The following is an 18441-nucleotide window of genomic DNA, read 5'->3' as shown; positions in this document are numbered from 1 at the left end:
ACGACGAGAACCCATGGCCAATCCCAGCGCTAGCGCCTATAACGCAGACGCCATCGAAGTCCTCTCGGGCCTTGACCCGGTCCGCAAGCGGCCGGGCATGTACACCGACACCAGCCGGCCCAACCACTTGGCCCAGGAAGTCATCGACAACAGCGTCGACGAAGCCCTGGCAGGCCATGCCCGCTCGGTGCAGGTGATCCTGCATGCCGACCACTCGCTGGAGGTCAGCGACGATGGCCGCGGCATGCCGGTGGACATCCACCCCGAAGAGGGCGTTTCCGGCGTCGAGCTGATCCTCACCAAGCTGCACGCCGGCGGCAAGTTCTCCAACAAGAACTACCAGTTCTCCGGCGGCCTGCACGGCGTCGGCATCTCGGTGGTCAACGCCCTGTCGAGCCAGGTGCGGGTGCGCGTGAAGCGCGACGGCAACGAATACCAGATGACCTTCGCCGACGGCTTCAAGGCCAGCGAGCTGGAAGTGGTCGGCACCGTCGGCAAGCGCAACACCGGCACCAGCGTGTACTTCACCCCCGATCCGAAGTACTTTGACTCGCCGAAATTCTCCATCAGCCGCCTCAAGCATGTGCTCAAGGCCAAGGCCGTGCTGTGCCCGGGGCTGTCCATCAGCTTCGAGGACAAGGGCACCGGCGAGAAGGTCGAGTGGCACTACGAGGACGGCCTGCGTTCCTACCTGGTCGACTCGGTCAGCGAGTACCTGCGCCTGCCCGACGAGCCGTTCTGCGGCAGCCTGGCCGGCAACAAGGAAGCCGTGGACTGGGCCCTGCTGTGGCTGCCGGAAGGGGGCGACAGCATCCAGGAAAGCTACGTCAACCTGATCCCCACCGCCCAGGGCGGTACCCACGTCAACGGCCTGCGCCAGGGCCTGCTGGATGCCATGCGCGAGTTCTGCGAGTTCCGCAACCTGCTGCCACGCGGGGTCAAGCTGGCGCCCGAGGATGTCTGGGAACGCATCAGCTTCGTGCTGTCGATGAAAATGCAGGAGCCGCAGTTCTCCGGGCAGACCAAGGAGCGCCTGTCGTCCCGCGAGGCGGCGGCGTTTGTCTCCGGCGTGGTCAAGGACGCCTTCAGCCTGTGGCTCAACGCTCATCCCGAGCTGGGCATGCAACTGGCCGAGCTGGCCATCAGCAACGCCGGTCGTCGCCTGAAGGCAAGCAAGAAGGTCGAGCGCAAGCGCATCACCCAGGGCCCGGCGCTGCCCGGCAAGCTGGCCGACTGCGCAGGCCAGGATCCGATGCGCGCCGAACTGTTCCTGGTCGAGGGTGACTCCGCCGGTGGTTCGGCCAAGCAGGCCCGGGACAAGGAATTCCAGGCGATCCTGCCGCTGCGCGGCAAGATCCTCAACACCTGGGAAGTCGATGGCGGCGAAGTCCTGGCCAGCCAGGAAGTGCACAACATCGCCGTGGCCATCGGTGTCGACCCGGGTGCTACCGACCTCAGCCAACTGCGCTACGGCAAGGTCTGCATCCTCGCCGACGCCGACTCCGACGGCCTTCACATCGCCACCCTGTTGTGCGCGCTGTTCGTCCAGCACTTCCGTCCGCTGGTCGAGGCCGGGCACGTCTACGTGGCCATGCCGCCGCTGTACCGCATCGACCTGGGCAAGGAGATCTACTACGCCCTGGACGAAGCCGAGCGCGACGGCATCCTCGACCGGCTGGTCGCCGAGAAGAAGCGCGGCAAGCCGCAGGTCACCCGATTCAAGGGCCTGGGCGAGATGAACCCGCCGCAGCTGCGCGAGACCACCATGGACCCGAACACCCGACGCCTGGTCCAGCTCACGCTGGATGACGTGCAGGGCACCACCGAGATCATGGACATGCTGTTGGCCAAGAAACGCGCCGGTGACCGCAAGAGTTGGCTGGAGACCAAAGGCAACCTGGCCGAGGTCCTGGTTTGATTCGTCCGCTGCTCATGGCCTGCCTGGCGCTGTTCGCCCTGCAGGCCCAGGCCGGCGACTGGCCGCAGCTCAAGCTCAGCAGCGAGCACGTGGTCGATGGCATGCGCGGCGGCAACCTGTCGGGCCTGGCCTGGTGTCGGGGGGCGTTGTGGGCGGTGTCCGACCGCGATGACGACCGTATCTACCGCCTGGACCAGGAGGGCGCGGCCTGGCAGGCCCAGCCGCTGACCTTCACCCCGCCGCCGGCCCCGGATACCGGGTTGCCCTGGGGATTGAAGTCGCGCAACTGGGCGGCGTCGTATATTCGTGGCGGCGCGCTGGATTTCGAAGGCATCACCTGCGACCAGGCCGGCAACCTGTTCATCGTCAGCGAGGCCCAGGCCGCGGTGCTGCAACTGCCCCTGGAAGGCGAGCCGGACTGGCTGAGGATCGACCAGGCCATGGTGCGCCAGGCGCGGGCCAGTGGCATGCTGCTGCATTTCAACGCCCTGTTCGAAGGGTTGGCGATCAATCCGGCGGGCGACCGCCTGTGGCTGGCCGCCGAGCGTGAGCGGCGCGGGCTGCTTGCCGTGCAGCGCCAGCAATCGGTATGGACCTGCGGGCGCGGCTGCGTGCTGCTCAGTGAGGCCGGCGTGGAAATGCAGCCGTCGCAATTCCCCGAGGCACGCCCGGTTTCCCGCGACTTCGCCGACCTGGCCTGGTTCGAGGGCAAGCTGTTCACCCTTGAGCGCAACGCCTACCGCATCTGCCGGCGCGACGCCGACAGTGGCGCCGTGGAGCGCTGCTGGTCGTTCGCCGCCGATGCGCTGGTGGAATCGCGTCGCTATTCACAGCCCTATGGCCTGGCCGAGGCGCTGGTGATCGACAAGGACGGCGCCTGGATCGGCGTGGATAATAACGACCGCCCGCGGTCGGACGGTGAAACGCGCCCGGTCGTCTGGCGCTTCGGCGCGCCGGCCGGTGGCTGGAGCGCCAAGCCATGAGCCAGCCAGCGGGCAAGCGGGCGGGCAGGGTGCTGATGATCGTCGCCTGGGCGGCGGCGATGTTTTTGGCCACGCGCTTTTTCGGCCAATGGGAGGCGCGTCAGCAAAATCCCAACACCGTGGTGCAGAGCGAGCAGGGCGACGGCTTCGTCGAAGTTCGCCTGCTGAGCAACGGCCAGGGCCATTTCGTCGCCGACGGCGCGATCAATGGCCGGGTGGTGCATTTCATGCTCGATACCGGCGCCACCGATGTGGCGATCCCCGAGGCGCTGGCCCGCGATCTGGACCTGGCCCGCGGCGCCCCGGTGCAATTGAGCACCGCCAATGGCCGCACCGAAGGCTACCGCACCCGGCTCGACAGCCTGCAACTGGGTGATATCCACCTGCGCGACGTGCGCGCACTGGTGGTGCCCGGCCTGGATGGCCAGGCCGTGCTGCTGGGCATGAGTGCCCTGAAACAACTTGAATTTACCCAGCGCGGCGGCACCATGCTGCTGCGCCAGAACCTGAAATGACGAGGCCCGCATGAGCGACTCACTCGAACTCAGCCTTGAAGGCGTCGAACGCCGTTCCCTGGCTGACTTCACCGAACAGGCCTACCTCAACTACTCCATGTACGTGATCATGGACCGTGCCCTGCCGCACATCGGCGACGGCCTCAAGCCGGTGCAGCGCCGCATCGTCTATGCCATGAGCGAGTTGGGACTGGACGCCGACTCCAAGCACAAGAAGTCGGCGCGTACCGTCGGCGACGTGCTCGGCAAGTTCCACCCCCACGGCGACTCGGCGTGCTACGAGGCCATGGTGCTGATGGCCCAGCCGTTCAGCTACCGCTACACCCTGGTCGATGGCCAGGGCAACTGGGGTGCGCCGGACGATCCGAAGTCGTTCGCCGCCATGCGTTACACCGAGGCGCGCCTGTCGCGCTATTCCGAAGTGCTGCTCAGCGAGCTGGGCCAGGGCACCGTCGACTGGGTGCCGAACTTCGACGGTACTCTGCAGGAGCCGGCGGTGCTGCCGGCGCGCCTGCCGAACATCCTGCTCAACGGCACCACCGGCATTGCCGTGGGCATGGCCACCGACGTGCCGCCGCACAATTTGCGGGAGGTGGCCAGCGCCTGCGTGCGCCTGCTCGACGAGCCCAAGGCCACCATCGAGCAGTTGTGCGAGCACATCCAGGGCCCGGACTACCCGACCGAAGCCGAGATCGTCACCCCGCGCGCCGATATCCTCAAGCTCTACGAGACCGGCAAGGGCTCGATCCGCATGCGCGCGGTGTACCGCGTCGAGGACGGCGACATCATCGTCACCGCGCTGCCGCACCAGGTCTCCGGGGCCAAGGTGCTGGAGCAGATCGCCGCGCAGATGCAGGCCAAGAAGCTGCCGATGGTCGCCGACCTGCGCGACGAGTCGGATCACGAGAACCCTTGCCGCATTGTCATCATCCCGCGTTCGAACCGTGTCGATGCCGCCGAACTGATGCAGCACCTGTTCGCCACCACCGACCTCGAGAGCACCTACCGGGTCAACGTCAACATCATCGGCCTCGACGGCCGTCCGCAGCTGAAGAACCTGCGCGCGTTGCTGCTGGAGTGGCTGGAGTACCGGATCGGTACCGTTCGTCGCCGCCTGCAGCACCGCCTGGACAAGGTCGAGAAGCGCCTGCACCTGTTGGAAGGCTTGCTCACCGCGTTCCTCAACCTGGATGAAGTGATCCACATCATCCGCACCGAGGAGCACCCCAAGCAGGCCCTGATCGCCCGTTTCGACCTGACCGAGATCCAGGCCGACTACATCCTCGAGACCCGCCTGCGCCAGCTGGCCCGTCTGGAAGAGATGAAGATCCGTGGCGAGCAGGACGAGCTGCTCAAGGAGCAGAAGCGCCTGACTACCCTGCTGGGCAGCGACGCCAAGCTGCGCAAGCTGGTGCGCAGCGAACTGATCGAAGACGCCGAAACCTATGGCGACGACCGCCGCTCGCCGATCGTCGAGCGCGCCGAGGCCAAGGCCCTGTCGGAAAACGAGCTGATGCCGACCGAGCCGGTCACCGTGGTGCTGTCGGAGAAGGGCTGGGTGCGTTGCGCCAAGGGCCACGATATCGACGCCACGGGGCTTTCGTACAAGGCCGGTGACGGCTTCAAGGCCGCCGCGGCCGGACGCTCCAACCAATTCGCCGTGCTCATCGACTCCACCGGCCGCAGCTACTCGCTGGCCGCCCACAGCCTGCCGTCGGCCCGTGGCCAGGGCGAGCCGCTGACCGGTCGCCTGACTCCGCCGCCCGGCGCTACCTTCGAGTGCGTGCTGCTGCCGGAGGACGACGCCCTGTACGTGGTGGCCTCGGACGCCGGCTACGGTTTCGTGGTCAAGGGCGAGGACCTGCAGGCCAAGAACAAGGCCGGCAAGGGCCTGCTCAGCCTGCCCAACGGCGCCAAGGTGATGACCCCGCGCCCGGTTGCGAGTCGTGAACAGGATTGGCTGGCGGCTGTCACCACCGAAGGTCGCCTGCTGGTGTTCAAGGTGGCCGACCTGCCGCAGCTGGGCAAGGGCAAGGGCAACAAGATCATCGGCGTGCCGGGTGATCGGGTGGCCAGCCGCGAGGAGTACGTGACCGACCTGGCGGTGATCAGCGAAGGCTCGACCCTTGTATTGCAGGCTGGCAAGCGTACCCTTTCCCTGAAGCCGGATGATCTGGAGCATTACAAGGGCGAACGCGGTCGTCGCGGTAGCAAATTGCCACGTGGCTTCCAGCGCGTCGATGGGTTGATGGTGGAGACCCCGGCCTGACTGGATTGACCGTCTGCTGCGGCGTTTTCGGCGCCGCCTCGGGCGGAAATGCTGGAGTCTGGCGGCTAATTCGCGGATGATAGTGCCCGCGTGGCGCCGGCGTGGCCGAGTGCCCGAATGAATCTACATGAGTATCACTGCGGTCAGTCTGGAGACGACCGCCTGGATGGGATGAATGAAATTTCTGCGCCTTCCATTTGCGCTGCTGATGACTGGCTTGCTGGGCCTGAGCGGATGCAGCATGCATCAGCCGGTCGCCCTGTATCAGCTCGACAGTGGTGATCCCGGCCAGCCGACCCAGGCGGCGGGCATGGCGGTGGTGCTCGGCCCGGTATCGGTGGCCGACTACCTGCAACGCGAGACCTTTCTCCAGCGGCAGACCGATGGCAGCCTGACGGCGGCCACCGATGGCCGCTGGGCCGGCAGCCTTTCGTCGGATATCGACCAGTTGCTGGTGCGCCAGCTAGCCTGGCGTCTGGACAGCCAGCGCGTGGTGCTGGCACCGGCGAGCGCCGGCTTCACGCCGGACGTGCAGGTGCTGCTGTCGATCACCCGCCTGGATTCGGGCAAGAACCAGCCGGCGATCCTGGATGCCCAGTGGCGCGTGCTGGACCGCCGTGGCCAGGTGCGTGACAACCGCATCGTCCACCTCGAGCAGCCCCATGCGGGCACCGAGTCGGCGCAGGTCCAGGCCCAGGGGCAATTGCTGCAGAAGCTGGCCGAACAGCTGAGCACCGCGGTCAAGCCACTGGCCAACCAGCCGGCCATCGCCGAGGAGACGCCACGCAAGCAGGCGGCGCCGGTTCAGGTGAAGAAAGAGCCGGAGAAACCGAAGATTCCGATGGCTTCGCCGATTCGTACCGATATGGAAGTGTTCCGCTTCTGATATCCGCAGCCACAAAAAAGCCCGCAGCGATGCGGGCTTTTTTGTGGCTGCTAGATCGAGGCGCTGTTCCCTGTAGGAGCGGCCTTGCCGAGGCGTCGGACCGGTCGGAAAGGGGTGCGAAGCAGCCCCAGGAACTTCGTTCCATCGAAAATCCCTGGGGCTGCTACGCAGCCCTTTCCGACCGGTCCGACGCCTCGGCAAGGCCGCTCCTACAGGGATCGCGTAACCCCTAAATCTCAGGCCCGCCGCTCATGCATCCGTGCCAGCTGGCGTTCCAGCATCGACGGGTAAGGTTCCATCAGGCGTTCGACACAGCACGCGCCCTCGGGGCTTGCGATCGGCCGAATACGCGCACGCTGGCGTACCAGGGCGTCATCACTGATGCGGCGTTCCACCAGCAGCAGGTTGCGGCTGTGCTGCGACAGGGCCAGGGCGTCCTGGGCCTGTTCGGTCATCAGCAGGTCGACCTGATCCATGCCTTGCAGATCGTCAGCCAGCACCAGGCCCAGTTGCAGTTGCAGGGTGATGCCGCTGTCAGCCACCTCGATCTGCAGGGCGTGGCCAAGGGCACGCAGCAGCTCGCCGCAGCAGATGGCGTTGGTCAGGTAGTCCTCGCCGCTATCGCGGCTGTGGAACAACAGCAGGGTGCTGCCGTCGTTCAGGGTGTGGACTTCCCCTTCGTACAGCGAGGCGGCCTGGTCGAGGCAGTCGCGGTAGCGCTCCAGCAGCTCGGTCAGGCGGGTGCGTGGCAGGCGGCGCAGTTGCTCCTGGGAGCCCAACTGCACGGCCAGCACGGCGCTGAATTGCGGTTCGTCGGACTCGATGATCGCAGGCTTGGCCGGAGCGCTTTGCTCATCCATCAGGTCGGCGAAGGCGTCGTCGTCTTCGTCGTGATCGGCACTCTGTACCGCCGCCTTGGCCCGTGGAGCGACCTTGGCTGCGGGCACGTCATCGAAATCGTCTTCCTCGTCCTCTTCCTCCGGCTCCGGAGGCGGCGGTGGGGCGAGGCGGGCGTGCAGCTGACGGGCCAGGTCGCCGATCTCGTCCTGGCGGTCGGTGCCCGGCGTGTAGGGGTGCGGGTCACGCAACCAGACGCGCAGCTGCAACAGCGGGGTCGAGATGAAGCGGCCCAGGCGCAGGCTGAGGGTCAGGGCCAGGGCCAGCAGGATCGCGGCGAGAATGCCCATGCTCTGCAGGCTGATCAGCATCGGCTGCTGGAACTGGCTCATGTCCAGGCTGATGCGCAGCTGGCCGGCGGTCACGTCCTGGAAGGTGATCTTGGTCTGGTAGACCCCTTCGGTTTCGCCCAGCAGGCTGTTGCGCGGGCGCTGACCGGCCTCGGCGAGGATGCGGTTGTCCACGCTGTAGATGGCCGCATGGGCTACCAGCGGGTTCTTCACCAGGTTGCCCAGCAGTACGTTGAGACTGAGGATGTCGTTGGACACCAGCAGCTCGGTGGCCGAGGTGGCGGTCTGGGTGGTCAGGCTCTGGCCGACGGCATCGGCCTGCTCGTGCATGGCCTGCTTGAACTGCAGGCCCATCACGCAGGCGTAGATCACCAGGGCCAGGGCCACCAGGAAGATGTTGTGGCTGGCAATGCGCAGGGCCAATGGAATTCGGCGCTGGCTCAGGGCTCGGTAGATCATCAGGAAGAAGTTGTCGGGTTTTACGGGCGTGGGCCGGTTCACAGAGCGCGGCTCTTTATGGCGAGAAAGTTGCTGCGCAGTATAGCGATACGTGTTTTGTCGGCAAAGTATCGTTGGCGCCCGATGGTCATGGAAAATCGGTAGAATGCGCATTTTTCATCGAGTTGGAGCCCCGGTCTTGCGCGAAATCGTTTTGATCAACATCACTGGTGAAGACCGTCCAGGTCTCACCGCGGCCATTACCGGCGTCCTGCTCCAGGGCGGTGTGAACATTCTCGACATCGGCCTGGCGGTCATGCACGGCACCCTGTCGTTCGGCATCCTGGTCGACATCCCCGACAACGAAGTGGCCACCGCGCTGTTGCAGAGCGTGCAGTCCAAGGCTCACGAACTGGACCTGCAGGCCCGCTACACCCCCATTTCCGAGGCCGATTACCAGCACTGGGCCGACAGCCAGGGCGAGGCGCGCCATATCGTCACCCTGCTCAGCCGTCGGGTGACCCCGCAGCAGTTGCAGCGGGTCAGTGCGATCATCAGCCAGTACGGCTTGACCATCGAGCGCATCGAGCGGCTGTCCGCCCGCGTCGCGCTGGATGCCCCGACCGACAAGGGCAAGTCCGCGCTGGAAATTTCCGTGCGCGGCGAGGCCAGCGATGATCAGGCCCTGCGCGCCGACTTCTTTGCGCTGTCCGAAGAGCTGAACATCGACATCGCTTTCCAGCGTGACGACCTGTTCCGCCGCAACCGCCGCCTGGCGGTTTTCGACATGGACTCGACCCTGATCGAGGCCGAAGTGATCGACGAACTGGCCAAGGCCGCCGGCGTCGGCGAGCAGGTGGCGGCGATCACCGAGCGCGCCATGCGTGGCGAGCTGGACTTCCGCGCCAGCTTCAAGGAGCGCATGGCCTTGCTCAAGGGGCTGGACGTCAGCGTGCTCGACCAGATCGGCGCCTCGCTGCGCCTGACCGAAGGCGCCGAGCACCTGTTCGCCGAGCTCAAGCGCCTGGGCTACAAGACCGCCATCCTCTCCGGTGGCTTCACCTACTTTGCCCAGCAGGTGCAGGCGCGCCTGGGCATTGACTACGTGTTCGCCAATGAACTGGAGGTGGTCGACGGCAAGGTGACCGGCGTGGCCGTCGAGCCGATCGTCGATGCCCAGCGCAAGGCTGACCTGCTGCAGCAACTGGCCAGCGAGGAGGGCCTGCAGCTCGAGCAGACCATCGCCGTCGGTGATGGCGCCAACGACCTGCCGATGCTGTCCCAGGCCGGTCTGGGCGTGGCCTTCCGCGCCAAGCCGCTGGTGCGCCAGTCGGCCAAGCAGGCGATTTCGACGCTGGGCCTGGATGGTGTGCTTTACCTGCTGGGCGTGCGCGATCGCGAAGCGCGCGGTTGATCTTGAGCCGGGGCCGCGTTGCGGCCTTTGCGGCCGGTCCTACAGCTGATCGTGTCCCCCTGTAGGAGCGGCCTTGCGTCGCGAAAGGAGGGCGAAGCCCTCCCAGCAATCCCAAGGCAAAAAAAGGCCCTGCATGACATGAATCATGCAGGGCCTTTTTATTACCGGATGCTCAGGCCTGGGTCGGCTGCGCCAGCAGCTCACCCATGCGCACCGCAGAGCCGGCACCCAAGCTCTCGGCCCACTTCACCTGCTCCGGCCCGAACAGCACGATGGCGGTTGATCCCAGCTTGAAACGGCCCAGTTCGGCACCTTTTTCCAGGTGGATCGGCGCACGGCTGGCTTCGTCGTAGCGGAAGGTCTTCAGCTCGCGCTTCGGTGGCGTGACCAGGCCAGCCCAGACGGTCTCGATCGAGGCGACGATCATCGCACCGACCAGCACCACCGCCATCGGCCCACGCTCGGTGTCGAACAGGCAGACCACGCGCTCGTTGCGGGCGAACAGCTCAGGCACGTTTTCCGCAGTGGTCTGGTTGACCGAGAACAGCCGGCCCGGCACATAGACCATCTCGCGCAGGGTACCGGCCAGCGGCATGTGCACGCGGTGGTAGTCTTTGGGCGACAGGTAGATGGTGGCGAACTCGCCGCCCATGAACGGCGCGGCCAGGGCCGGATCGCCGCCCAGCAGCTCCAGGGCGCTGTAGCCGTGGCCCTTGGCCTGGAAGATGCGGCCGTGCTCGATCGGACCAAGCTGGCTGACGGCGCCATCGGCTGGGCAGAGGATCGCACCGGGGGTTTCGTCCAGCGGACGGGCGCCGGGCTTGAGGGCACGGGTGAAGAAGGCGTTGAAGTGCTCGTAGGCGCTGAGGTCTTCGACCAGCGCCTCGGACATGTTCACCTGGTAGCGCTTGGCGAACCAGGCGGTGAAGGCGTTCTTGAACCAGCGTGCGCGGCACTCGGCGACGCAGCCGGCCAGCCGCGACAGCAGGTGGTGCGGCAGCAGGTACTGGCTGATGATGAACAAGCGGGATTTCATTGAGCGTCCTTAAACTTCGACGGGCGTGTCGGGGTGGTTGCCCCATTCGCCCCAGGAACCGGCATAGCCCTTCACCCGTGGATAGCCGAGGGCCTTGGCCACGAGGTAGGTGAAACCGGAGCGGTGGTGGGTCTGGCAGTGGGTGATCACTTCCTTGTCGGGGGTGATGCCCAGGTTTTGCAGGACTTCGGCAATGTCCTTGCGGATGCGCAGGTGGTTGTTGAGGTCCATGCCGGCGGTCCACTCGAAGTTGATCGCGCCGGGAATGTGCCCGCCCTTGGCCGCCAGCACCTTCTCGCCGCTGTATTCCAGTGGCCCGCGGGCGTCCCAGATGACCAGGTCGGCGGCGCCCAGGCGGCTTTGCAGGTATTCGCGGGTGGCGGTGGGTTCGCCATGCAGGTGCAGGCTCACCGGGCCGCCGGCGACTTCGGGTGTTTCGGTGGACAGCTTGTCCGCCGGCCAGGCCTGGATGCCGCCGTTCAGGTAGTGGTAACCCTTGTGGCCGATCACGTCGAGCAGCCAGATGAAGCGCCCGGCCCAGCCGCCGCCCTCGTCGTCGTAGACCACGTAGACCGCATCGTCGCGGTGGCCGAGTTCACCGAACAGTTTTTCCAGGTCGGCACGGGCCGGCAGCAGGCCGGGGGCCGGGGGCTGGCCCAGCTGGGTGCGTTTCGGGTCGACGAAGCGGGCTCCGGGGATGTGCCCGCTGCCATAGCGGTTGGCGCTGGTCAGGTCGACCAGGATCAGCCGTGGCGAATCCAGGCGCGGCAGCAGGTCCTCGGCTTCGATCACCAGGGGCAGGCCGGAAAAGTCAGTCATCCACGTTCTCCAGGGTGGAAAGAGGGGCGATTGTAGCGCAAGGGTCAGGCATTGCGGGTGGCAAACACGGCCAGGGCGCGCTCCACGCATTGCGCGGTCTTGCCAAACGCCTGCACGCTGACGTCGGCCAGCGGCTTGCCGTCCTGGTCGGCTACCGCCAGCATCAGTACCTGGTCGCCCACCGCCAGCGAGCGCAGCAGCAGGTGCTCGCTGCGGAAGAAAGCGCGCAACGGTGCCGGCAGCAGTGCGCTGAACTGGGCATGGTTGTCGGGTGTCAGGCGCAGTTGCCCGGCTTTTGCCATCAACTTTTGCAACAATTTGTTCTGCTCGACGGGCAGCGCCATGGCGGCGGCCTCGCGTGGCAGGCCGGCGGTCTGCTGCACGCGCAGGTAGTCGGTGGCCTTGTCCAGGCTCAGCAGCATGATGCGCTGCATGCCGCAGGCCAGCAGGGCGTCGCGGGCCTGGGTGGCCAGGTGCACGGCGTTGCTGAACGGGCTGGGCTGGGCCAGCAGCTCCTGGCACAGCGCGCGCCAGCGGCCGAGGTCCTCGGTGCTGGGCGGTGGCGGGGTGAGCATGTCCGGGTGCGGCCGGCGCTGGTGCCAGGGCCAGATCAGCGCCTCGGCCGGGTGGAACAGCGCATGCCGGGCGTGATGGCGAGCGCTGGCCGCGGCCTGCTGGTGGACCTGTTGCTGAACATCGTCCAGGGTGGTCTGCAGGTACAGTGCGGTAAGCAGCTGCCAGCGCAGCAGGTGCGGGTTGTCCCAACCCACCTGGGCGGCCAGGGCGAGGCCGTTGGCCAGCAGCACGGTGTTGGGTGGCTGGTTGAACCAGCGGCGCAGGGCCGGCTCGTCGTCCAGGCGCTGCTGCTGGACCAGCGGGTCCTGTTCGCGGGCGATGTTCAGCACCTGGGCCAGTTGCTCGCGCTCGTCCATCAGCAGGCGGTAGCCCTGGGTCACCCACTCGGGCAGGCGCCAGTGCTCGGCCATGGCCTGGCACAGCTGCATGAGGCGCACGCCGAACAGTTCCCGCTCGACCTCGGCGGCTTCCTCGCCCTTGTGGATGACCCGCAGTTCCCAGGTGTCCAGCAGCTTGGGGTAGGCCAGGGCCAGCGGCCACAGTGGCGAGAGGAACAGCAGGCTGCCCCAGTGGATTTCCTGCCACAGCCGCGCCAGGCGACTGGCGAACAGGCCGTTGGCCTGTTGGGTGGCGTGCTGGCTGATCAGCAGGAACTGGCGCAGCACCGGCGGGATCTCGTCGGCCGGTATCGACGGCAGGCGCGCCAGCAACTGGCTGGTGCGGGCCAGCCCCAGGCGGTTGAGGGCGATTTCCAGGCTTTCGGCAGGCTCCGCCAGACTGGCGTTGGCCGGGTGGTTGGCCTCGCGCAGCACGCAGAGCACCAGCGCGGGGCTGTCCTGCATCAGTTCGGCGATGTCGCGCAGGGAGCGGCGGCTGTCGTTGATGGCCTGTAGAACACGGTCGTGGCTGTCTTTCGGCACCGGTACTCGAATCCCGTCGAGCAGCTTTACCCAGGCCTCTAGACTCGACGGAACCTGACTTGGCACCTTGGTTTCAATTGGCATATTGACATCAGTCCGAACTGGCTTTTCGCAATGAGTGGCTATAGTCTGGCGCAGTTCTGCCGATAAGTAGAAGAAGAGTTTTCAAGCTTCCGTTCCCTACCCTGACCACGACAGCAAGTGCTTCCAACTTATGGCTAAAATTATCGGCATCATCGTCGTATTCGCGAGCGTGCTCGGCGGCTACGTGCTTTCCCACGGCAAGATCGCGGCACTGATCCAGCCGTTCGAAGTGCTGATCATCGGCGGCGCGGCCTTTGGTGCGTTCCTCCAGGCCAACCCTGGTTACATGACCATGCATGTAATCAAGAAGTCGCTGAAGATGTTCGGCACCCGCTTCACCCACACCTTCTACCTTGAGGTGCTGGGCCTGGTGTACGAGATCCTCAACAAGAGCCGTCGTGAAGGCATGATGGCCATCGAGGGGGATATCGAGGACGCCGCGGCCAGCCCGATCTTCGCCAAGTACCCGGCCGTGCTGGGTGATGAGCGCATGACCGCGTTCATCTGCGACTACCTGCGGATCATGTCCACCGGCAACATGGCGCCCCATGAACTCGAAGGCCTGTTCGACATGGAGCTGCTGAGCATGAAGGAAGAGCTGGAGCACCCGTCCCACGCGGTGACCGGCATCGCCGACGGCATGCCCGGCTTTGGTATCGTCGCGGCGGTACTGGGTATCGTGGTGACCATGGCCTCGCTGGGCGATGGCGACCAGAAGTCCATCGGCCTGCACGTGGGCGCGGCGCTGGTCGGTACCTTCTTCGGTATTCTTGCCGCCTACGGCTTCTTCGGCCCGCTGGCCAACGCTCTGCGCCACGATGCGAAAGAGGAACTGAACGTCTACGAGGCGATCAAGGCCTCGCTGGTGGCCTCGGCCTCCGGCATGCCGCCGTCGCTGGCGGTCGAGTTCGGTCGCAAGGTGCTGTACCCGGCGCACCGTCCGAGCTTCGCCGAGCTGGAACAAGCAGTACGCGGTCGCTAAGCCATGGAGAACAATCAGCCCATCATCGTCAAGCGCGTCAAGCGCTTTGGCGACGGCCATCACGGCGGCGCCTGGAAAATCGCCTTCGCCGACTTCGCCACGGCGATGATGGCGTTCTTCCTGGTGCTCTGGCTGCTGTCGACGGCCACGCCCGAGCAGAAGATCGCCATCGCCGGTTACTTCAAGGACCCGATCGGCTTCTCCGAAAGCGGCACGCCCTATATCATCGACCTGGGCGGCTCGCCGCAACTGGCGCCGGAAAAGACCATCAACCCGGAAGTGAAGTCCGAGCCGACGCCCGACACCAGCCTGCAGCTGGACAAGGACAAGGTCGAGACCATGGCCGAGCAGGTCGAGCGCGAGCGCCTCGAGCTGCTGCTGCAGGAGTTGCAGAACAAGGTCGAGGAAAACCCGCAGCTGCAGAAGTTCAAGGACCAGATCCTGTTCGAGATCACCCAGGACGGCCTGCGCATCCAGATCATGGATGCCGAGAACCGGCCAATGTTCGACCTGGGCAGCGCACGGCTGCAGCCGTATTTCGAGGACATCCTGCTGGCCATGGCCGACACCATCAAGGCCGTGCCGAACAAGATCAGCATCAGTGGCCACACCGACGCCAAGCCGTATTCCGGCACCGGCGACTTCGGCAACTGGGAACTGTCGGCCAACCGCGCCAACGCCGCGCGTCGGGCCCTGGTTGCCGGTGGCTACCCGGATGAGCAGGTGGCACGGGTGGTCGGCTATGCCTCGTCGTCGCTGTTCGACCGGGCTAATCCGTTCAACCCGGTCAACCGTCGGATCGATATCATCGTCCTGACCAAGAAGGCCCAGCGCGATATCGAGGGTGAGCAGGGCAAGCCTGAGAATGCACCTCCGGCCAATCCCGCACCGCCTGCAGGCGCCGCACCCGGGGCCACCGCGGCACCGGGCGATGCGCCGATGCAGCCGCGCGAGCTGCGCCAGAAGCTGAACATCTTCGAGGATGGCGTGTTGAAGATGGACGAGGCCAAGGACCAGTAAATGACAGGGGCCGCTTAGCGGCCCCTGTGCATTCAGAAGCCGCGCCTGATCTTGGCCTTGAGGTCGGCGTGAAAGAAATCCGCGTTATCCCTGTCCGACAGGCTCCCGCGCCCGGTCATCGAGGCCATGGCGCGGCCAAAGGTCTGCTCGTCATGGTAGGCCCGCACGAACAGCTCGATATGCTCCCGCTCGCGCATCGCCGGCCATTTGCCCAGGTAATCCGGCAGGTCGCCGCTGCCCGCGTGATAGAAACTCACCCGGCGATTGAGCATGGCCGCGGCGCCCAACAGCCAGGCCGTCCACCAGTCGTCGACGGTGTGTTCGGACAACACGCCGATCCAGTGGGTGGCATCGGCCATGTGCTGGCAGAAACCGCCATGCAGGTCGTCCAGGGTCTGCCCTTCGCTGTCGAAGGGCACCAGATGGGTGGGGATGCCTTCGAGCAGCAGGCGTTCGTTGAGGATGAAGGCATCGAGCCGCTCATCCCGGCGGTAACTGATGAAAACCGGCATCCTTGTTGCCCTCCCTGATCAATGCCGACGACAAGGCATGACCATCGGGGAAAGCCGGGAGTGGGACAATAGGTGACCGCGAAACCGGAGCGATCCTACTCGCCCCGGTAACATTTCCTACGGCTCAGACAGGCAAACCTGCCAATCAGTAGGTATCTTCAGGCAGGCTGGCGATGATCGAGCGGTAGCTGTTCATCCGCTGCTGGGTGACGCTGCCGTCCTCCAGGGCCTTGAGCAGCGCGCAACCGGGCTCGCGGTCATGCTTGCAGTCGCGGAAGCGGCAGTTGCCGATCAGTTCGCGGAACTCGATGAAACCATCCTCCACGTCGTCGCGGCTGACATGCACCAGGCCGAACTCGCGGATGCCCGGCGAGTCGATCAGGTCGCCGCCGTTGGGGAAGTGGTACAGCCGCGCGGTGGTGGTGGTGTGGGTGCCCTGGCCGGACCACTCCGACAGGTCGCCGACACGGGTGCCGGCCTCGGGCAGCAAGCTGTTGACCAGCGAGGACTTGCCCACGCCGGACTGGCCGACGAACACGCTGATATGGCCGTCGAGGGTTTCCTGCAGGCGTTGCATGCCATCGCCGTGGTGGGCCGAGACTTCCAGCAGCGGGTAGCCCAGGCCGCGATAGACCTCGAGCATCGCCTGGAGGGTCGGGCCGTTCTCGTCGTCGATCAGGTCGGCCTTGTTCAGCAGCAGCAGCGGGCGGATGCCGGCATGCTCGGCGGCGACCAGGTAGCGGTCGATCAGGTTGGGGTGCGGCTCGGGCGCCGGGGCGAAGACGATGACGATCAGGTCGACGTTGGCCGCCACCGGCTTGAGCTGGCCGTGGTTGTTCGGTCGGCACAGTTCGGTGCTGCGCGGCATCTGCGCGACGATCACGCCGATCCCCTGGTTGCCGGCGCGCCAGACCACGCGATCGCCGGTGACCAGCGCCGGCAGGTTGGCCCGCAGGTGGCAGCGGAAGACCTGGCCGGCGGCTTCGCCGTCCTGGGCCTCGACCTCGACCTGCACACCGAAGTGGGCGATCACCAGGCCCAGTTGTTCCGGCCCCAGATCGCCACCCTCCAGCTCCTGCAGCACGTGCTGCTCGCGTTTGGCGGCGCGGGCGGCGCGCTCGCCCTGGATCTTTTCGATGCGCCAGTTCTGGCGGCGGTTGAGCTGGCGTTTGGCCATGAGTGTTCCGTGTCGGCGGGGCAGAAAGAAAACGGCGGGCAGTTTAGCACGGCACGCCCACGAGCCGCCCCGCTAGGCTAATATGACGGGCTATTCGAGGAGCCTTTTCATGCAGAACCCACAGAATCTGATCTGGATCGATCTGGAGATGACCGGCCTGGATCCGGACAACGACGTCATCATCGAGATGGCCACCATCGTCACCGACAGCGAGCTGAACACCCTGGCCGAAGGCCCGGTGATCGCCATTCACCACAGCGACGAAGTGCTGGCGCGCATGGACGAGTGGAACACCCGCACCCATGGCGCCTCGGGCCTGACCCAGCGCGTGCGTGAAAGCAAGGTGAGCATGGCCGAGGCCGAGGCGCAGACCATCGCTTTCCTCGAGCAGTGGGTGCCGAAGGGCAAGTCGCCGATCTGTGGCAACAGCATCTGCCAGGACCGCCGTTTCCTCTATCGCCACATGCGTGAACTGGAAAACTACTTCCACTATCGCAACCTCGATGTCTCCACGCTCAAGGAACTGGCCGCGCGCTGGGCGCCGGAAGTGCGTGACAGCTTCAAGAAGGGCAGTACCCACCTGGCGCTGGATGACATTCGCGAGTCGATTGGCGAGCTGCGTCACTATCGCGAGCATTTCATCAAGGTCTGACCTTGCCGAGCGCCGACGATCGTCGGCGCTCCCCCTTTTGGTGCCCTGCGCGACTGGGTAGACTGCGCGCCTTTCCCGCACGGACCTGCACCATGTTGCTGATGCTCTACCTCATCGCCATCACCGCCGAAGCCATGACTGGCGCCCTGTCCGCCGGCCGTCGCGGCATGGACTGGTTCGGCGTGGTGCTGATCGCCTGCGTCACCGCGCTGGGTGGCGGCTCGGTGCGCGACGTGCTGCTCGGGCACTACCCGCTAACCTGGGTGAAGCATCCGGAGTACCTGGTGCTGACCAGCTTCGCGGCGCTGCTGACGATTTTCATCGCGCCCTTGATGCGGCACCTGCGGTCGCTGTTCCTGGTGCTCGATGCCCTGGGGCTGGTGGCGTTCACCCTGATCGGCTGCATGACCGCGCTGGAGATGGGGCAGGGGTTCCTGGTCGCTTCGATCAGCGGGGTGATTACCGGGGTGTTTGGCGGCATCCTGCGGGATATCTTCTGCAACGATATTCCGTTGGTGTTTCGGCGTGAGCTCTATGCCAGTGTTTCGTTTGCGGCGGCTTGGTTCTACCTGGGGTGCGTTTACTTCAAGGTGCCGGCGGAGCAGGCCATGTTGCTGACATTGTTTGGTGGTTTTCTGGTGCGGTTGTTGGCTATTCGGTTTCATTGGGAGATGCCGAAGTTTCATTACAACGATCAACAGTAAATTAGCGCTGCGCTTTGAGAGGGTAAGTTATCCCTGTGGGAGCCGGCTAGTCACCGGGAGCCTATAACTTAGCTACCCTGCCGGTGGTTCGATAGTTGGTTCATGTTTGTTGATCTTGATCTTGATCTTGATCTTGCTTCTAAGTGCGCGATAGTTCAGGCGCCGCCAATTGCGACTTCAGGAGGCCGAGCGGAGTTCTTGCGGAGGGAGGTGACGGGCATGGATGCCCGTCAAGCGCTGCGCCCCAGGATGGGGCGTTCAGCGCGGTCCTCCCGGGAGCAAGAACGGAGCGAGGGGACCCCGGAGCGAAGCGTAGGGGCCGGATGAATGGAGCGAGGATTTTTGGTGA

Annotated in this window: 16 protein-coding genes; 10 read left to right on the top strand and 6 right to left on the bottom strand. The window is 65.4% G+C overall.

Annotation, left to right across the window (positions count from 1 at the left end):
- Positions 1–13 precede the first annotated feature (13 nt).
- The 5 genes from parE (at position 14) to V0R62_RS22810 (ending at position 6571) form a co-directional block, all read left to right on the top strand.
- Complete coding sequence (parE, locus tag V0R62_RS22830; RefSeq protein ID WP_186716226.1) at positions 14–1918, top strand: DNA topoisomerase IV subunit B; 1905 nt, start codon at positions 14–16, stop codon at positions 1916–1918.
- Entirely contained in the window at positions 1915–2901 is a 987-nt protein-coding gene (locus V0R62_RS22825; protein ID WP_330105321.1) for an esterase-like activity of phytase family protein, read from the top strand. Before parE ends, V0R62_RS22825 begins: the two co-directional genes overlap by 4 nt.
- A complete protein-coding gene (locus V0R62_RS22820; protein WP_050707170.1) occupies positions 2898–3416 on the top strand; it encodes a retropepsin-like aspartic protease family protein in 519 nt (172 codons plus the stop codon). The genes V0R62_RS22825 and V0R62_RS22820 overlap by 4 nt, the downstream gene beginning before the upstream one ends.
- A 10-nt stretch (positions 3417–3426) precedes the next feature.
- A complete protein-coding gene (gene parC, locus V0R62_RS22815) occupies positions 3427–5685 on the top strand; it encodes a DNA topoisomerase IV subunit A (RefSeq protein WP_330105320.1) in 2259 nt (752 codons plus the stop codon).
- 175 nt (positions 5686–5860) lie between these two features.
- Positions 5861–6571 carry a PqiC family protein gene (locus tag V0R62_RS22810; RefSeq protein WP_330105319.1) on the top strand — a complete coding sequence of 237 codons (711 nt, stop codon included), beginning with the start codon at positions 5861–5863 and terminating at the stop codon, positions 6569–6571.
- Positions 6572–6807: 236 nt separating this feature from the next.
- Here V0R62_RS22810 and V0R62_RS22805 read toward each other — a convergent pair whose 3' ends face one another.
- Positions 6808–8259 (bottom strand): histidine kinase, encoded by a 1452-nt coding sequence (locus tag V0R62_RS22805; protein WP_330105318.1) that lies wholly within the window; start codon positions 8257–8259, stop codon positions 6808–6810.
- Positions 8260–8395: 136 nt separating this feature from the next.
- On the opposite strand from V0R62_RS22805, the gene serB reads away from it, so the two are divergent.
- Entirely contained in the window at positions 8396–9610 is a 1215-nt protein-coding gene (gene serB, locus V0R62_RS22800) for a phosphoserine phosphatase SerB (protein ID WP_330105317.1), read from the top strand.
- A 172-nt stretch (positions 9611–9782) separates the two neighbouring features.
- Here the strand turns inward: serB and asd are convergent, their stop codons facing one another.
- Genes asd through V0R62_RS22785 form a run of 3 tightly spaced genes read right to left on the bottom strand, consistent with a single transcriptional unit; the run spans position 9783 to position 13045 of the window.
- A complete protein-coding gene (asd, locus tag V0R62_RS22795) occupies positions 9783–10646 on the bottom strand; it encodes an archaetidylserine decarboxylase (RefSeq protein WP_028688274.1) in 864 nt (287 codons plus the stop codon).
- 9 nt (positions 10647–10655) lie between these two features.
- Entirely contained in the window at positions 10656–11465 is an 810-nt protein-coding gene (gene rhdA, locus V0R62_RS22790; RefSeq protein ID WP_330105316.1) for a thiosulfate sulfurtransferase, read from the bottom strand.
- 44 nt (positions 11466–11509) lie between these two features.
- Positions 11510–13045 (bottom strand): HDOD domain-containing protein, encoded by a 1536-nt coding sequence (locus tag V0R62_RS22785; RefSeq protein WP_330105315.1) that lies wholly within the window; start codon positions 13043–13045, stop codon positions 11510–11512.
- A 130-nt stretch (positions 13046–13175) separates the two neighbouring features.
- On the opposite strand from V0R62_RS22785, the gene motA reads away from it, so the two are divergent.
- Together motA and motB are read left to right on the top strand one after the other, a co-directional pair.
- Positions 13176–14027 carry a flagellar motor stator protein MotA gene (gene motA, locus V0R62_RS22780; protein WP_023630652.1) on the top strand — a complete coding sequence of 284 codons (852 nt, stop codon included), beginning with the start codon at positions 13176–13178 and terminating at the stop codon, positions 14025–14027.
- Between the two features lie 3 nt (positions 14028–14030).
- Entirely contained in the window at positions 14031–15047 is a 1017-nt protein-coding gene (gene motB / locus V0R62_RS22775) for a flagellar motor protein MotB (protein ID WP_330105314.1), read from the top strand.
- 32 nt (positions 15048–15079) lie between these two features.
- On the opposite strand, the gene V0R62_RS22770 is transcribed toward motB, so the two are convergent.
- On the bottom strand, positions 15080–15559 hold the full coding sequence (locus V0R62_RS22770) for a molecular chaperone Tir (protein WP_330105313.1): 480 nt from the start codon (positions 15557–15559) through the stop codon (positions 15080–15082).
- A 145-nt stretch (positions 15560–15704) separates the two neighbouring features.
- Positions 15705–16736, bottom strand: a complete 1032-nt coding sequence (rsgA, locus tag V0R62_RS22765) for a small ribosomal subunit biogenesis GTPase RsgA (RefSeq protein WP_330105312.1) — start codon at positions 16734–16736, stop codon at positions 15705–15707.
- A gap of 109 nt (positions 16737–16845) precedes the next feature.
- Here rsgA and orn point away from each other — a divergent pair, with 109 nt between their 5' ends.
- Both orn and V0R62_RS22755 read left to right on the top strand, forming a co-directional pair.
- Positions 16846–17388 carry an oligoribonuclease gene (orn, locus tag V0R62_RS22760; RefSeq protein ID WP_028688268.1) on the top strand — a complete coding sequence of 181 codons (543 nt, stop codon included), beginning with the start codon at positions 16846–16848 and terminating at the stop codon, positions 17386–17388.
- 92 nt (positions 17389–17480) lie between these two features.
- The gene (locus tag V0R62_RS22755) at positions 17481–18092 is read left to right on the top strand and encodes a trimeric intracellular cation channel family protein (RefSeq protein WP_023630647.1); all 612 of its coding nucleotides are present in this window, start codon (positions 17481–17483) and stop codon (positions 18090–18092) included.
- Positions 18093–18441 lie beyond the last annotated feature (349 nt).

This window comes from Pseudomonas carassii (assembly GCF_036324045.1).
In the GTDB taxonomy this organism is placed as follows: Bacteria; Pseudomonadota; Gammaproteobacteria; order Pseudomonadales; family Pseudomonadaceae; genus Aquipseudomonas; species Aquipseudomonas peradeniyensis.
This window is presented reverse-complemented; position numbering and strand designations above follow the sequence as displayed.

Excerpts from the sequence above, each read along its gene's own strand:
- motA (WP_023630652.1), top strand. The coding sequence starts at position 13,176 with ATGGCTAAAATTATCGGCATCATCGTCGTATTCGCGAGCGTGCTCGGC.
- parC (WP_330105320.1), top strand. The coding sequence starts at position 3,427 with ATGAGCGACTCACTCGAACTCAGCCTTGAAGGCGTCGAACGCCGTTCC.
- V0R62_RS22810 (WP_330105319.1), top strand. The coding sequence starts at position 5,861 with ATGAAATTTCTGCGCCTTCCATTTGCGCTGCTGATGACTGGCTTGCTG.
- V0R62_RS22755 (WP_023630647.1), top strand. The coding sequence starts at position 17,481 with ATGTTGCTGATGCTCTACCTCATCGCCATCACCGCCGAAGCCATGACT.
- parE (WP_186716226.1), top strand. The coding sequence starts at position 14 with ATGGCCAATCCCAGCGCTAGCGCCTATAACGCAGACGCCATCGAAGTC.
- orn (WP_028688268.1), top strand. The coding sequence starts at position 16,846 with ATGCAGAACCCACAGAATCTGATCTGGATCGATCTGGAGATGACCGGC.
- rsgA (WP_330105312.1), bottom strand. The coding sequence starts at position 16,736 with ATGGCCAAACGCCAGCTCAACCGCCGCCAGAACTGGCGCATCGAAAAG.
- rhdA (WP_330105316.1), bottom strand. The coding sequence starts at position 11,465 with ATGACTGACTTTTCCGGCCTGCCCCTGGTGATCGAAGCCGAGGACCTG.
- asd (WP_028688274.1), bottom strand. The coding sequence starts at position 10,646 with ATGAAATCCCGCTTGTTCATCATCAGCCAGTACCTGCTGCCGCACCAC.
- motB (WP_330105314.1), top strand. The coding sequence starts at position 14,031 with ATGGAGAACAATCAGCCCATCATCGTCAAGCGCGTCAAGCGCTTTGGC.
- V0R62_RS22820 (WP_050707170.1), top strand. The coding sequence starts at position 2,898 with ATGAGCCAGCCAGCGGGCAAGCGGGCGGGCAGGGTGCTGATGATCGTC.
- V0R62_RS22785 (WP_330105315.1), bottom strand. The coding sequence starts at position 13,045 with ATGCCAATTGAAACCAAGGTGCCAAGTCAGGTTCCGTCGAGTCTAGAG.
- V0R62_RS22770 (WP_330105313.1), bottom strand. The coding sequence starts at position 15,559 with ATGCCGGTTTTCATCAGTTACCGCCGGGATGAGCGGCTCGATGCCTTC.